The organism is Aquimarina sp. ERC-38, from assembly GCF_026222555.1.
In the GTDB taxonomy this organism is placed as follows: domain Bacteria; phylum Bacteroidota; class Bacteroidia; order Flavobacteriales; family Flavobacteriaceae; genus Aquimarina.
This window is the reverse complement of the sequence record NZ_CP098511.1, coordinates 1,710,009-1,723,297: the sequence shown is the minus strand read 5'-3', so window position 1 is coordinate 1,723,297 and position 13,289 is coordinate 1,710,009. Positions and strand designations below refer to the sequence as shown.

The 13,289-nt window shown below is 34.8% G+C and carries 13 protein-coding genes; 7 read left to right on the top strand and 6 right to left on the bottom strand.

Annotated features, from left to right (window positions below; all coding sequences use genetic code 11):
* Nucleotides 1-24 precede the first annotated feature (24 nt).
* Nucleotides 25-846 carry a dolichyl-phosphate beta-glucosyltransferase gene (locus NBT05_RS07290; RefSeq protein WP_265772833.1) on the bottom strand — a complete coding sequence of 274 codons (822 nt, stop codon included), beginning with the start codon at nucleotides 844-846 and terminating at the stop codon, nucleotides 25-27.
* Between the two features lie 236 nt (nucleotides 847-1,082).
* Here NBT05_RS07290 and NBT05_RS07285 point away from each other — a divergent pair, with 236 nt between their 5' ends.
* The 7 genes from NBT05_RS07285 to NBT05_RS07255 all read left to right on the top strand — a co-directional run bounded on the left by NBT05_RS07285 (nucleotide 1,083) and on the right by NBT05_RS07255 (nucleotide 9,258).
* On the top strand, nucleotides 1,083-1,745 hold the full coding sequence (locus NBT05_RS07285) for an Abi family protein (protein ID WP_265772832.1): 663 nt from the start codon (nucleotides 1,083-1,085) through the stop codon (nucleotides 1,743-1,745).
* 352 nt (nucleotides 1,746-2,097) lie between these two features.
* The gene (locus tag NBT05_RS07280; protein WP_265772831.1) at nucleotides 2,098-5,175 is read left to right on the top strand and encodes a hypothetical protein; all 3,078 of its coding nucleotides are present in this window, start codon (nucleotides 2,098-2,100) and stop codon (nucleotides 5,173-5,175) included.
* The gene (locus NBT05_RS07275) at nucleotides 5,172-6,407 is read left to right on the top strand and encodes a hypothetical protein (RefSeq protein ID WP_265772830.1); all 1,236 of its coding nucleotides are present in this window, start codon (nucleotides 5,172-5,174) and stop codon (nucleotides 6,405-6,407) included. Before NBT05_RS07280 ends, NBT05_RS07275 begins: the two co-directional genes overlap by 4 nt.
* On the top strand, nucleotides 6,404-6,718 hold the full coding sequence (locus NBT05_RS07270; RefSeq protein WP_265772829.1) for a hypothetical protein: 315 nt from the start codon (nucleotides 6,404-6,406) through the stop codon (nucleotides 6,716-6,718). Before NBT05_RS07275 ends, NBT05_RS07270 begins: the two co-directional genes overlap by 4 nt.
* Nucleotides 6,719-6,744: 26 nt before the next feature.
* A complete protein-coding gene (locus NBT05_RS07265) occupies nucleotides 6,745-7,140 on the top strand; it encodes a transposase (protein ID WP_265770345.1) in 396 nt (131 codons plus the stop codon).
* Entirely contained in the window at nucleotides 7,140-7,982 is an 843-nt protein-coding gene (locus tag NBT05_RS07260) for an IS3 family transposase (RefSeq protein WP_265770344.1), read from the top strand. Before NBT05_RS07265 ends, NBT05_RS07260 begins: the two co-directional genes overlap by 1 nt.
* Nucleotides 7,972-9,258, top strand: coding sequence for a cellulase family glycosylhydrolase (locus NBT05_RS07255; protein WP_265772828.1), 1,287 nt, complete (start codon nucleotides 7,972-7,974; stop codon nucleotides 9,256-9,258). The genes NBT05_RS07260 and NBT05_RS07255 overlap by 11 nt, the downstream gene beginning before the upstream one ends.
* Nucleotides 9,259-9,265: 7 nt before the next feature.
* On the opposite strand, the gene NBT05_RS07250 is transcribed toward NBT05_RS07255, so the two are convergent.
* The 5 genes from NBT05_RS07250 to NBT05_RS07230 all read right to left on the bottom strand — a co-directional run bounded on the left by NBT05_RS07250 (nucleotide 9,266) and on the right by NBT05_RS07230 (nucleotide 12,948).
* The gene (locus NBT05_RS07250; protein ID WP_265772827.1) at nucleotides 9,266-9,622 is read right to left on the bottom strand and encodes a helix-turn-helix domain-containing protein; all 357 of its coding nucleotides are present in this window, start codon (nucleotides 9,620-9,622) and stop codon (nucleotides 9,266-9,268) included.
* A gap of 57 nt (nucleotides 9,623-9,679) precedes the next feature.
* Entirely contained in the window at nucleotides 9,680-9,982 is a 303-nt protein-coding gene (locus NBT05_RS07245) for a helix-turn-helix domain-containing protein (RefSeq protein WP_265772826.1), read from the bottom strand.
* Nucleotides 9,969-10,310 carry a type II toxin-antitoxin system RelE/ParE family toxin gene (locus NBT05_RS07240; protein ID WP_265772825.1) on the bottom strand — a complete coding sequence of 114 codons (342 nt, stop codon included), beginning with the start codon at nucleotides 10,308-10,310 and terminating at the stop codon, nucleotides 9,969-9,971. Before NBT05_RS07240 ends, NBT05_RS07245 begins: the two co-directional genes overlap by 14 nt.
* 59 nt (nucleotides 10,311-10,369) lie before the next feature.
* Nucleotides 10,370-11,578: a glycosyltransferase gene (locus tag NBT05_RS07235; protein WP_265772824.1), complete on the bottom strand. Its 1,209-nt coding sequence runs from the start codon at nucleotides 11,576-11,578 to the stop codon at nucleotides 10,370-10,372.
* 122 nt (nucleotides 11,579-11,700) lie between these two features.
* Nucleotides 11,701-12,948, bottom strand: coding sequence for a sugar isomerase (locus NBT05_RS07230; RefSeq protein WP_265772823.1), 1,248 nt, complete (start codon nucleotides 12,946-12,948; stop codon nucleotides 11,701-11,703).
* Nucleotides 12,949-13,289 lie beyond the last annotated feature (341 nt).

Genomic DNA, 13,289 nt, shown 5'->3' with positions numbered 1-13,289 from the left:
CTCATTCAGAATTTAATAACTGGTTTATGCTGCCACTGCGGTAACAGAATGGTTTGTTACTTCAAATTGAGGCTCTTCAAAAGTATGACCAACATCTGTCAATACTACATCTTTAATAGCATAGGTATACCAGATGGCAGCTAATCTTAATGGAATTTCTAAGGAATCTTTAAGACCTAATTTAGAATCCTCCATATGTACCCATCTTAATAAAGGTTGTTCGTAGATTGCCTTAACGGTATTAGCTTTACCTAGGTGATTCTTTAAACGTATAAACATTTCCACATCAAACAACCATTTGCTTACAAATTGCTTTTTAAATAAAACAGGGACTAAATTAGCTCTAAATACTTTAGCTCCGCATTGCGTATCTTTAATAGCCAATCCGATAATGAAAACAATCAGTAGGTTAATAACATAAGATATTATCTGACGGAAGCCGTCTTTCTCGATAGTTCCGGTTCCTTCTTTAGCTCTTGAACCGAAAACAAGATCTAATTTGCTATTTGTTTGTAAGGTATGTACTAAACCCTTGAAGTCGTTAAAATCAGTTGACAAATCCGCATCCATAAAGCCTATAAATTCCGTATCAACTTTGTGGTGTAAATAATTTGCCCCGACACGTACGGCTTCTGCTTTCCCCCCATTTCTTTTCATGTTTACAACACTGATCTGATTAGAGTTTGTTGTTTGAATTTCTTTTAAAACTTCCAGCGTTTGATCCTGACTACCGTCGTTTACAAAACATAAGTGATAATTTTTATGCGCTTTTATAAAAGATTGGAATGCATTACGATCTAATCTCTTTTCTTCGTTATAACAGGGGATGATAATTCCGGTTTTCATGATGTACTATTTTGGGGTTATGATTCAAAAGTACTTTGAACTCCGGCTGAATATTCCCACTATTCGATGAGTAGAATCTTACTTTAGGTAAATACCGTTTATCGATAGATTTACCATTTATCGATGATTGTTTATAGAAATAACTTTTTTTAAAGAAAAATTATTAACTTTGTAATATCAATCCCTCGCACGCCTCTGATTCAAGCGCAATTTGCGAGGCTTTTTTTTGTGTTTTAATGAAATATGAAAAGAAACCCATAACTATAGATGAGCAGATTAACCTGTTAGTCGAAAGAAAATTATTTGTATCTGATATTGACCGGGCAAAAAGGTATTTATCAACAATTGGATACTTTCGTTTAACTGGTTATATGTATCACCTTCAAGAAAAAGATGGTAGTCATAGATTTAAGGAAGGGGTCTGTTTCAATGATATCATAGTGCATTACCAATTTGATAAGAAATTAAGAACAATACTAAGTGATTACTTGGAACGTATTGAAATAGCTCTACGTTCAAAACTAACTTATTACTACTGTATAAATCATGGTTTTTATTGGTATACTAAGTATGATCTATATACTAATAAGCATGTTTATAATTCTATAAATAAAGAGATTAAGAATAGTTATGAAAAACCTCAAGAGAGGTTTCTTAAATTTTTTAAACAGAAATATACTTTTGAGACTTTACCTCCATCCAATATGGCTATGGAAACACTTACTTTAGGTAAACTTGCCAGATTATATAAAGGTTTAAGGAATAATGACCAAAAAAATGCAGTAGCAGAGGATTTCGGATTGCCTGTAACTATCTTATCTTCATGGATAATTTATTTAAATGAAGTAAGAAATATTTGTGCTCATCATGGAGGTTATGGAACAGAGGTATTACAGTAAATAGGCCAATTATTCCTAAACGAAAAAAGTATGAATTTTACGGAGATCAACCGGAAAATTTCAATAGTACAGTATACGGTGTAATTTCAATAATTGATAGGTTGTTAAAGAAAATTAATAGTTCGAATCATTTTACCAATAAAGTTCAAGAACTAATTTCAGAATACCCTAGTATTAAAACTATAGATATGGGTTTTACTGAAAATTGGAAAGATGGACCAGCATGGAAAAAATAATTTTAAATTATTTTTTACCAGGTTTCCTTTATTCAATTTACCTTTTCTAAAAATTTTCCAAAATAAATTCAGATATTTAAAGGGAAGTTTTCTCTTCATTTTTTTGAAAAGAACCTATGCATCCTGAAACTACCAACAAATACTTGATTACGGCATTACTACTAGGATTGGTTTTTCATGGAACTACCATCTTCTTTACGTTAGAAAGTACTTACGATGCCCTGATCCACTTGTTTTTTGCCAGCCACTACGCCTCCGGGTGGTTTGAACCCTGGAGTTATAGTTGGTACACTGGCTTTACAGTCATGGGATACCCCCCGCTGGTACATCAGAGTATAGCGCTGTTTTCATTTATTGGCGGATTAAAGTTCGGGTTGTTTAGCGTTGCGCTACTTGCTATCTTACTTTTTATTACCGGAGTGTATCGATTTTCTTTAGTAATTACGGCAAACCGAAAAGCTTCGGGGTACGCCGCCATACTTGCCGTATTTTCCTCTTCTTTTGTAGAAACCTTACATATTTTTGGTCAACTTCCTAGTATCATTGGTATTTCTGTACTTATGCACGCATTGCCGGAAATCTATCTCTGGTTAAAGTCTGGGAAATATACTTATCTTATTAAATCCTTCAGTTTACTAGCGGTTACAGTTACCTCTCATCATGTAACCCCTATTTTTGGAATGGTCTTTTTTATCTTCCCATTAATTGGAATGGTGCTTATGGATGCTGCCAAAGATCAAGCTGGAAGCTATCAAAAGGTTCGCTTAAAAACATTTAGCACCCAATTTTTAAAACATTTACGCCGAATTTTAGTATTTGGATTTGGTTCTTTATTACTTATTATACTTTGTATTCTTCCTTATTGGGTCAATACTAAAAACAACCCAATCACCCAGGTTCCTATTCCGCATGGCTCCCGGGATCATTTTCTGGAAGTTACCTCGTCCGGGTTAGTCTTTTTTTTAATTCCATGGGGGATACTTTTAGTTTTTCTCCCCTATTTATTTTACAGGTACTATAGCAAACGGTATTTATTTTTTGGGTTGTCTTTAACGCTACTTACCATTTTAGGAACCGGGGGAACTACACCGATACCAAAAGCCATTTTGGGTGAAAACGCTTTTAACATTTTAACCTTAGACCGTTTTACACTTTGGGCTTCGATTATGGCTTTACCTATATTTGGAGAATTTTGCTACCGTTTTGCAGAGGGTGATTTACGTAATAAACTACAAACACTGTACGGGAGTGTTTATCATAGGTTATTAGGAGGTTTCCTGGCAGGTTTGTTTATCTTTTTTAGCATTTTTACGATGACCTTAGGGTATTTCAGGCCTTCGCAACCAGCAAAAATCAAGATGCTGCCTATAATTAACTTTTTAAATCAGGATCAACACGATCACTGGCGATACCTTCCTTTAGGGTTTGGAGATCAGATGGCATGGCTATCAGCGCAAACTCAAGCCATGACGGTTGATGGCAATTATCATTCAGCCCGGAGATTACCAGAATTGACTTCAAGAGCAGTAGAACGGCTAGAAAATTCGAAATTCAGAGGGGTGGAAGGTATCGGATCTCTACAACAATTTTTAACAATTCCTGAAAAATATCATCTTAAATATGTTTTTTCAAATGATAAATTCTACGATCCTCTTTTATTTTTTTGTGGATGGCAGCGACTTCGTCAATTAGAAAATGGTATTATGGTTTGGGAAAAACTAAATGTTCCCCCCATACATGGAATTTTACCGAAAGATGATGTTGCTACATCTCTAAAATTGTTATGGGGCACATTACCTCTACTAACTGTTATTTTTGCTTTTGCTTTAAACATTCAATCTCTTTTTATACGTGCTTTAAAAAGTAGTCCAAAAAAAACACCTTCCTTTCTTTTATATGCTATCTCTTATCAGGAATTTAAGACCCGATTAATAAAAGTTCAACATACATGGGGTTTGGGCCTGGCACTACTTACTTTATATTCATTATATATATTTTACCTGCAAAATGACTCGCAAATAAGTCCTACTAACGTAGTCAAAGCATATTTTGATGCTTTGGATTTTAAGGAATTCGAACGGGCGTATTCCTATATAGACCCATTAAGTAAAAAAAACTTAGACCAGTTTATGTTGGAGGTTTCTGTTTCTGACGGTTTGCTAAGTTCGTATGCTAAATTAAATGATATTAAGGTAAAAATTATTTCGAAAACAGATAGCACCGCTACTGCTACCGCAATAACCCGATGGGTAACACCACTAGAATTAGCAGATAAATCCTATGAGCTGCAATTGGTCAAAAGATCAAATAGCTGGCATCTATTACCTATGGCGGCAAACCCTGACCTACCCCCGGATCAATTTTTAGCTCAGAATAATACACAATTTTACAATCATGGCAGACGCAAAATCTCCGTACAAAAAACCTATCACGAAGATGTGCTAAAGCAACCGGAACTTAGCGTTTTAGAAGCTAAATTGGTAAGTCAGGATGAAAAATATAGCATTATTGGTATCATACAAAATATAGATAACGTTCCGGCAGATGTAGTAATTAAAGGCACCTTATACACCAATACCAACCTGCCACTAACTACCTATAATGCAAAAGACTATATAAAACATAAATTAATGCCAAAGGAGACTACGGTATTTCGCATTGATTTTGAAGCTACTGCCTGGATAGAGAAAGGAAGTACAAAACCAGAAATATATAATCCCAGTCAGTTTACCCCGGTAGAATTAGCTGCACTTCCATTCACATTTGACCTGCATTGTGCCGGGAATGTAGTCACACAAGATCTTTACAAGAGTTTATCAGTTAATACCCTAACAGTCAAAGACAATTTACTACAAGGAACGTTGTTCAACGGGGGGTTACAGGAGATTACCATTCCGCAATTAGTGACTTCTTATTATGATAAAAAGCAAAATTTAATCTGGGTGGATGGCTATTATCATAAAGAAGGATTACGACCTCAGCGAAAACAGGCTTTTAGCTATACAATTGAGGATATATCGAAGTTGAAGGTGATAAGCAGTAATTTTAGCAACACTTATATAAACGGATTGCCGAATACTGTAGTTAACAATAAAGACCCTAAAACCAAGAACCTATCCTTTTTACCCGTAAACCAAAAGTCATTTCAATATCTTAAAGTTGAAGCTAACGCTTATATCGGTTCTCCTCAATGAATTTAAAAAAGAAATACATACTCTTAGCTGGTTTCTTCTTTGCAGTAATTTGTACCGCACTATCCTTTGTGTTAATCACACCAACTTCTATAACTAAAATAGAATTACTAAATGATCATTTAATCTATACCGCTGGAGACACCATCGAACTTTCGTTTAAAACCAATCAACCAAAAGAGGTACAGTTACTAATTACTACTGCTTACGGAAATCAAATTATAAAAGGAGAAATCACATCTAATAATATCTTAAAATTTATATTACCTGATTTTATATCCAAACAAGCAGGAGTTGTTACTTTTCAATTATTAGATCAGGAAAAACTATTATATCAAAATACGCTTCGAATTCAATACAATCCGGAATTACAAAACGTACTGGAATCTTACCTGGGACCAACACGAATCACCACAGAGGTTAGCGATTTTAGCATGTTGACCGTAATTCCTACGGATATTTTTGACAATCCAATTACAGACAGCACCGAAATACGGATAAAAAAACAATTTGAAATTCAGGAAACCGAAAACCTTATGTATACAGAGCATAGTCTAGCCTGGCAAAAAATCAGTACAAGCCAAAAAAGTGGTAAAATGCTGATTGCTGCCTCAACTCCTAATAGTGCTTCAAAGGAGTTTAGTTTAAATATCTATCCTACTCATGCAGAAAATTTTAAAGTTTTTGCTACCCGAAAACATCCCTATGCCGATGGAAATCAAACCTTAACCTTATATACTTCAGTAATAAAAGATCGTTTTGATAATACAGTTAGTGACGGGCAATATGTAGAATTTTTAATTATAGATGAACAAGGCACTGTTACCGTTGCATCTGGCACAACGATTAATGGAGTGGCAAAAACCTTCCTGGTACATCCTGACGAAAAGAGTATTTGGACCTGTACTGCTCAAATTCCTTCGTTTGCAGTTAGCGAAGCTTTAAGCTTATCATTCTTGCCTGCACTTTCTGATTTTCCAGTGAACTTTAAAAATGACACCATTCACGTCGGTCCGATAAGAGGATATTTAAACCAACTGCTTCCGGATGGGTCTGCCATTTCTTTACGCATCAGCACCAATCATAAGGAGAATATCAAGATGCATAAAAAGTCAGTAAATGGGAAAGTTAAGTTTATCATTAATCCAAACGCATATAAAATAGCAAATCCGGTAACTGTAGAAATTAAAACCATGGGAATCCAAAAGAAATTTGAAAGGATATTTATCAAATGAAAAATAAAATACTGTACAGAGCTTTGTTATTAGTATCCTTTATAGGCATCAACGCTGCCTTACTCTTTGGGATTGGAAAAACATTCGCCTTTTTAAACAGCGGGGCAGATCGAAGTAGTATGCTCCGTATTCAGGATAAAGAAGTTGCCGCCTATATGCCAAAACTGATTTGGAAAGATACTTTAAACCCGGGACGTACATTAGATCCACAGGCATTATCAGATATTGCAACGGATTACGTAAACTCCTGGTATACTAAAAACAAAGCACAACAACTTTCAGACACTTTGTACATCCCTGCTATAGGTTGACCACTTTTAAATAAAGTGATTAATATATGAGAGCAAATTTAAAGAGTATTCAGAAGAGAAGAAAATATTCTGAGGATTTTAAAAAACAATTGGTCAGTGACTTTGAATCGGGTAAGTTCAGTGTCCCACAATTGGAGCGGATACATAAGATATCCCGCTCAAATATCTACAAATGGATTTATAAATATTCTACCTTTAACGAGCATGGATCAAGAGTTGTAGAGATGAAACACAGTAGTTCGGAGAAGTTAAAAGAATTAGAGAAAAAGGTTAAAGAGTTGGAAGCTGCCCTGGGGCGTAAACAAATCAAGATTGACTATCTGGAGAAGGTGGTGGAGATAGCCAAAGATGAACTTAACATCGATATTAAAAAAAACTTCAACACCCCACAATTAGGTGGTTCCAAAAGCATCAGCAAGTAATGGGTTATTCATTAAATAAGCTATATAACGTTGTAGGTATTAGCAAACAAGCCGTACACCAATACGCTAAGCGCCAAGAAGTCTTTGATCGGAAGATTGAGGGCTTAGTAGTAGAGGTAGATGAGTTGCGCAAAGACTTTCCGGGTTGTGGGGTAGAAAAGATGTACGATATACTACAACCTAATTTTATTGGTAGGGACAGGTTTGTAGAAACTATGATGTTATTGGGCTATAGGCTCAAGATCAAGAAGAACTATAAAAGGACGACTATTGCCGCTAAGGTGTATTACCCTAATTTAATTAAAGGGATGGAAGTAGCTGCACCGTCAGTAATTTGGCAAAGTGATATTACTTACATTCTTATTTGTGGGAAGCATTATTATGCAGTCTTTATCATTGACGTTTATACAAAGAAAATTGTAGGTTACTGCCTATCGGACCATATGCGTGCTACGGCTAACCTAAAAGCTTTACAAATGGCACTAAAGGACCATAAACCACCAAAGGTACATCACTCCGATAGGGGCGGTCAATATATCTACAAAGCCTATATCAAGCTTTTAGAACAACATGACTGTAGGATCAGTATGGCACAATCTGCCCAAGATAACGCTTATGCAGAACGTATCAACAGGACTATCAAAAGGGATTATCTTGACTACTGGGAGATTAAAACCTTTGATCAACTAAAGAAAAGAATGAAGCAAGCTGTCAACCATTACAACCATGTAAGGACACATAACAACATCGATAAGAAAACGCCAGTCCAGTTTGAAGAAAACTTTCCTTCAATAAACAAAGATCAAAGGAAAACAATAACTATTTTTAACAATGAAATATAAACCTAAAAGCGGTCAACACTATTTAGGGATGTACACTTTAGTATTAGAATCTTATTTTACCACCAAAGCTCGACAAAAACTAAAAAAGTATCTAAAAGATACTGTCGATGTTACCATAAACTCATCAACGCTTCGTCACGAACTGGATGCGAATTTCTTTAGTGAAGATGGCCAGATTGTTGCATTTACGGATCGTAATGTATTAGAAGTTCAGGAAATCATACCCAAAAAAAATAATCCTTTATATTCAAAAACAAATTCTAATTATCAGGTTATTATGCTAAAGGAAGACGGTTTTTGGAGAATACGCCACCTGACCCGAACCCAACTAAATTTTGATAAAACCAGGATTCTAAAGAAAAGTCCTTTGGTAAACGATACCATTATTTTAGTAGATAACCAACCCTTTCCAATCAAAGGAATTAATTATTACCCAAAAGATACGCCTTGGGATTTATTTGGTGATAAATTTAACGCTGAGGTAGTTGATCAGGATTTTCATTTAATTAAAAATGCCGGTCTAAATACGATACGCATATTTATACCTTATACGGACTTTGGAAAAGAGTATGTGCTACCTGAAAAACTAGAAAAGCTTAGGTTGGTCATGAATACAGCTGAAAAAGTTAATCTAAAGGTAATCGTAACCCTTTTTGATTTTTACGGAAATTATGCGTTGGAGGATTGGACTTTTACCCACCGACACCTCGAACAAATCGTAGATTACTTAAAAGATCACAAAGCGCTACTAGCATGGGATTTAAAAAATGAACCAGACCTAGACTTTGATTCCCGGGGTAAATCCCGTGTAACCTCTTGGCTGACTGAACTGGTAGCACAAACTAAAGAAATAGATAGTATCCACCCTATAACCATCGGTTGGTCTAGTCCGGAAGCAGCTAAACTCTTGCAAGATCAAGTAGATTTTTTATCTTTTCATTATTACGGTGAAATTTCAGATTTTAAGGAGCGGTATAAACCCTTGAAAGCATTTCAAAAGCCTGTTGTCCTACAAGAATTTGGACTTTCCTCTTACCGGGGATTATGGGCTCCATTTGGAAACTCTGAAGAAGATCAAGCCCTATATTACCAGAATTTCCAAAATATCTTAAAAAAAGAATCTGTACATTTTTTATCCTGGACACTTTATGATTTTACCAATGTCCCTAAAGGTGTTGTAGGAAGTTTGCCCTGGAGAAGAGCTATTCAAAAACATTTTGGTTTTATCCGAACTAATGGTGAAAAAAAACCAGCTTTTCAGTTTATTTCGAATTGAGAATCTGTTAATATTCTTGAATTAAAACCTCAGTGGGAATATTAAGTTTGTTATGAAGTTCCCTAATCATTTTTAAAGTAAGTTTACGTTTTTTATTTAGTATCTCACTTACCCTACTAGTAAACCCTACTACTTCTGCAAGGTCTTTTTGCTTCATTCCCATTTGTTCCATACGAAATTTAATCGCTTCAATGGGATCAGGCATTCCTATCGAATCATGTTGTTCTTCGTATTTTTCGATAAGGATAACAAGAATATCCGCTTCATCGCTCTCGGATGTATCTTCTTTGGCATGAAAGATTTGTTCTAAACGCTTTAATGCCTGCTGATAATCCTTTTCTGTTTTAATAGCTTTTATTTTCATGTCAAATATGGTGAAAAAAAACCTGCTTTTCAGTTTATTTCGAATTGAGAATTACAATTATAAATCCAAAGATAATTTCAAACTACCCCCTAAACCTTCACGAACGATACGCATTAAGGTAGATAATCTAATATCACTTGCGTTATTTTCTATTCTTGAAATATAGTTTTTAGTAGTTCCTACTTTTTCTGCTAGTTGTTGTTGGGTTAGTTGTTGCTTTTTCCTGGCTTCTTTTATTAAAACACCCAGTTTAAAAGCTTCAAATTCTTCTTCAAACTGATCTCTGGATTCGGTTCCTTTTTTACCATATTGTGTATTAAGGTGATCTTCCAGCGAGTACAAATAACTATTTTCTTTCATAATATTCCTTTTTCAATTTCTTAGCCTTATCGATTTCTCCCTTAGGAGTTTTTTGTGTTTTCTTTTGAAAAGCACTGAGTATTACTACTAAATTACCATCATCGAAAAAACAAAATATTCTATAAATTCCATTTCCGGCAGCAACTCTGATCTCCCAGAGTCCTTCTGTGCTTGTAAGATGCTTTAAAAACTTTTCCGGAACTATTTTAAGGGTTTTAATAAGTAAAAGTGTCCAATCAATTTTCTTTCTGACAGGCTTGGATTGTTTATTATAGAAATCAATAAAGTGATTTTTAAAGAACCTTATCTCACGATTGAACGGCTTCAAAACTTATAAATTAAGACTATAAAGTTACCTAAAAAGACAACTTTATGCAATAGAATTTTTTAAAAAGAAACCTTTTCCTGACTAATTTCATACTTTTCACTAGATATTTCCTTAAATACATCTATATACATATCTGTAATCTTAGACATTGGATAAGCGGTTGCGGCTTTATAGTTTGCCCGTTCTAATTGATTTCTATAGGATTTATTCATGGCAATTTTTTCAATAGCATCCGCCATACTTTCTTTACTTTCCGGATTGAAAAATTCACCTCGATACCCTTCTTCTCTAACCAATATCCCAAGATCACCTAAATCGGGCATGACCACTGCTTTTCCATAACTTCCAGCCTGATGCAATACTCCGGAACTCCCTGTAGTAGAAGTGTATGGAAAAACAACCATAGCACTTTCTTCAAACAATCTAGGAACATCTTCTTCGGCTACATAGCCGGTAAAGGTAAGACCGGAAATATGGCTGTATTGCTTTTTAACTTCATCCAAGTATCCGGGTACATTCGGGTTATCAGTACCTGCAATCACAATTTCCAGGTTGGCTCCGGTTCTTTCCCGAACGTCTACCACCGCTTCAATCATAGTTTCTACTTTTTTATAAGTTCCGAATTTACCAAAGGTCATTACCTTTAAAGTTTTTAAATCTTTATTAAAATTCGGAGCTTCCGGAAGTTCAAAAGTACCATGAGGGATTAAAACTACATGATCCGCATCATATTCCATTTTTAGAATATCTACGTATTTACTAATGGTCACTGCTACCTTATCTGCTTGCAAGATAAACCGGGTCAACAGTTTACCTATACGGGTATACAAAAATTGGGAAATCCTATTTTTACTAAAACCAGCTTTATCTAAATCTACTTGTTCTAAAATGTTGTGTAATAGCACTATAGTCGGAATTTGTTTTAGTTTGCATAAAAAGGGTAATATTAATCCCAATGCGGCAGCAATTTTTTTATCCCCAAATTTCATAAACTGTAAATTGAATAGTATCGCTTCAGGTTTGGTTTGATTAATTGCCTTTAATACCGAAAATATATTCGTCATACTGTTAAACTTCCAGCATTGTTTAACGACAACCTTACAACCTGCTTCTTCAAAAGCAATATCTGCCTCATTCTCGGAAGTATCGGTTAATAAAATCAGTTCCGTAAGGTCTTGATGTTGCCTGAAGTGTTTAACCAAATGATAGGCGTATTCATTTAAGGTAACTTTACTAGGTGGATATGAAGTAACTATAGCTAATCGCATCTTAATATTCTTTTTGGGGTTATATTACTTCAAAGATATAGTAGTAGACTTAGTACTGACTTTGATTTTCGATAAGTAACCGTAACCTTTCGGTGAGTGGTTATATATTGCAGTTGTTCTTTTTACACCTGTCTCCTATTATTTACTAAAAAATACCCTAACTGTATTAAAAGTAATACGGTCATTACCAGAATCTGTACTTCTACCACCTGTGCTAAGGACTGATGCCATATAATCACCAATCCTACCTGTGCAATACCAGCAAAACCTGAGAAAATAATAGGTACATAATGATCCAGGGATAGATAATAATATGCAAATAGGTTTGCTACAGCAAATAAAGAAGTAGCAATAGCATATTTATACAATAACGGGGCAATACTAAGATAGTCAGAACCAAAAGCGAGGCTCACTAAAGTCTCAGGAAATAAGTAACAAGCCAGAACAATCGAGCCAGCTAAAATAAATATGTAACCGATATATTTAAAAAGAATGGGAGTCGTAGCTTTGTTTTCTTTCTTTAATTTAATTACAGTAGGTAATAATAACATGATAAACATCCAGGAAACAAAATACACCAATCTACCAATCAAAGCAAGAGAAGCATATAATCCTGCCTGATATTCTTCAAAATAATGTTTTACCAGGATAATATCACTATTATTGATAATGATCAGGGTCATCTCATAAAAAGCCGTGATTATAAAAAAAGTTAGCATTGTTTTGTTTACGGTACCTTTAGGAAATAAAGCTTTATCTGAACTAGAAAACGAAACTTTTTTAAACGGAAACATTCCGAAAATAAAAGAAGCGATAATCCCAATTACGACTAATAGAGAAGAACTTATAAAAGAACAAAAGTAGACTAGAGCTAATGTAATAAGGAGTCGGCTAAACATTTCTGACTGGTAGGAAAGTCCCAACTTTTCAAAGCTTTGATTTCCCTGGAGAATTCCACGATTTACACTCATCATAAAATAAAAAGGCACCCCAATCCCAAAAACCACAAACAAAATGGAAGATTGCGTGCGAAAGAGTTGTTGTAAAACATTAGCAAAACCAATTAAACATAGTCCGGTCAACACCCCGAACAGTAGTGCAATACCATACATGCTTTTAATAAAGGCTTTTAGTTTTGCAGAAGTTAATGATACCGTAAATTTAGCAGTAGTTAACTGAAAGGTCATTGCCATAAAGGATAGTATTAATAAGAACGTAATAAATAAAGCCGCATCTGCAAAAAGGGTGGGTCCCAGGATTCTACCCATGGCAAGATTATAAAAATAGTTGCCAGCATTAACAATTACACCGCTAATTAGAAACTTTTGTTCCCCGGAAACTTTTGATAGGTATGATTTAAGCGTTGTCATAAGTTATTCTTTTAGGGAAATATTACAAGAGCCTCTGGTGCATTAAGGGAAAAAAGCGTCAATTCGAGTGTTTTTTCGTAATGAAATGAAGAAAAAATGTATCGAGAATAGCTTTTTTGATTAAAATCCTTGTTCTCGATAGCTCTGCTGAACGTAGATGAAGTACACTTCTTCCTTTGGGCGAAGCACTCGAACTGACGGATTTTACCATAACTATTATCTAAATGTACCACGGGTTATAAAAATTAATTTAGGTAAAGATGCCTATTCTGTTTAGGTTTGGTGACATATTTTCGACAGATGACCAATTACTGTCGGTAAGTGGGGAAAATCAACTGATT

Bases quoted from the DNA above. Each gene is read 5' to 3' on its own strand.
- NBT05_RS07290 (WP_265772833.1), bottom strand. From the start codon at position 846: ATGAAAACCGGAATTATCATCCCCTGTTATAACGAAGAAAAGAGATTA.
- NBT05_RS07285 (WP_265772832.1), top strand. From the start codon at position 1,083: ATGAAATATGAAAAGAAACCCATAACTATAGATGAGCAGATTAACCTG.
- NBT05_RS07280 (WP_265772831.1), top strand. From the start codon at position 2,098: ATGCATCCTGAAACTACCAACAAATACTTGATTACGGCATTACTACTA.
- NBT05_RS07275 (WP_265772830.1), top strand. From the start codon at position 5,172: ATGAATTTAAAAAAGAAATACATACTCTTAGCTGGTTTCTTCTTTGCA.
- NBT05_RS07270 (WP_265772829.1), top strand. From the start codon at position 6,404: ATGAAAAATAAAATACTGTACAGAGCTTTGTTATTAGTATCCTTTATA.
- NBT05_RS07265 (WP_265770345.1), top strand. From the start codon at position 6,745: ATGAGAGCAAATTTAAAGAGTATTCAGAAGAGAAGAAAATATTCTGAG.
- NBT05_RS07260 (WP_265770344.1), top strand. From the start codon at position 7,140: ATGGGTTATTCATTAAATAAGCTATATAACGTTGTAGGTATTAGCAAA.
- NBT05_RS07255 (WP_265772828.1), top strand. From the start codon at position 7,972: ATGAAATATAAACCTAAAAGCGGTCAACACTATTTAGGGATGTACACT.
- NBT05_RS07250 (WP_265772827.1), bottom strand. From the start codon at position 9,622: ATGAAAATAAAAGCTATTAAAACAGAAAAGGATTATCAGCAGGCATTA.
- NBT05_RS07245 (WP_265772826.1), bottom strand. From the start codon at position 9,982: ATGAAAGAAAATAGTTATTTGTACTCGCTGGAAGATCACCTTAATACA.
- NBT05_RS07235 (WP_265772824.1), bottom strand. From the start codon at position 11,578: ATGCGATTAGCTATAGTTACTTCATATCCACCTAGTAAAGTTACCTTA.
- NBT05_RS07230 (WP_265772823.1), bottom strand. From the start codon at position 12,948: ATGACAACGCTTAAATCATACCTATCAAAAGTTTCCGGGGAACAAAAG.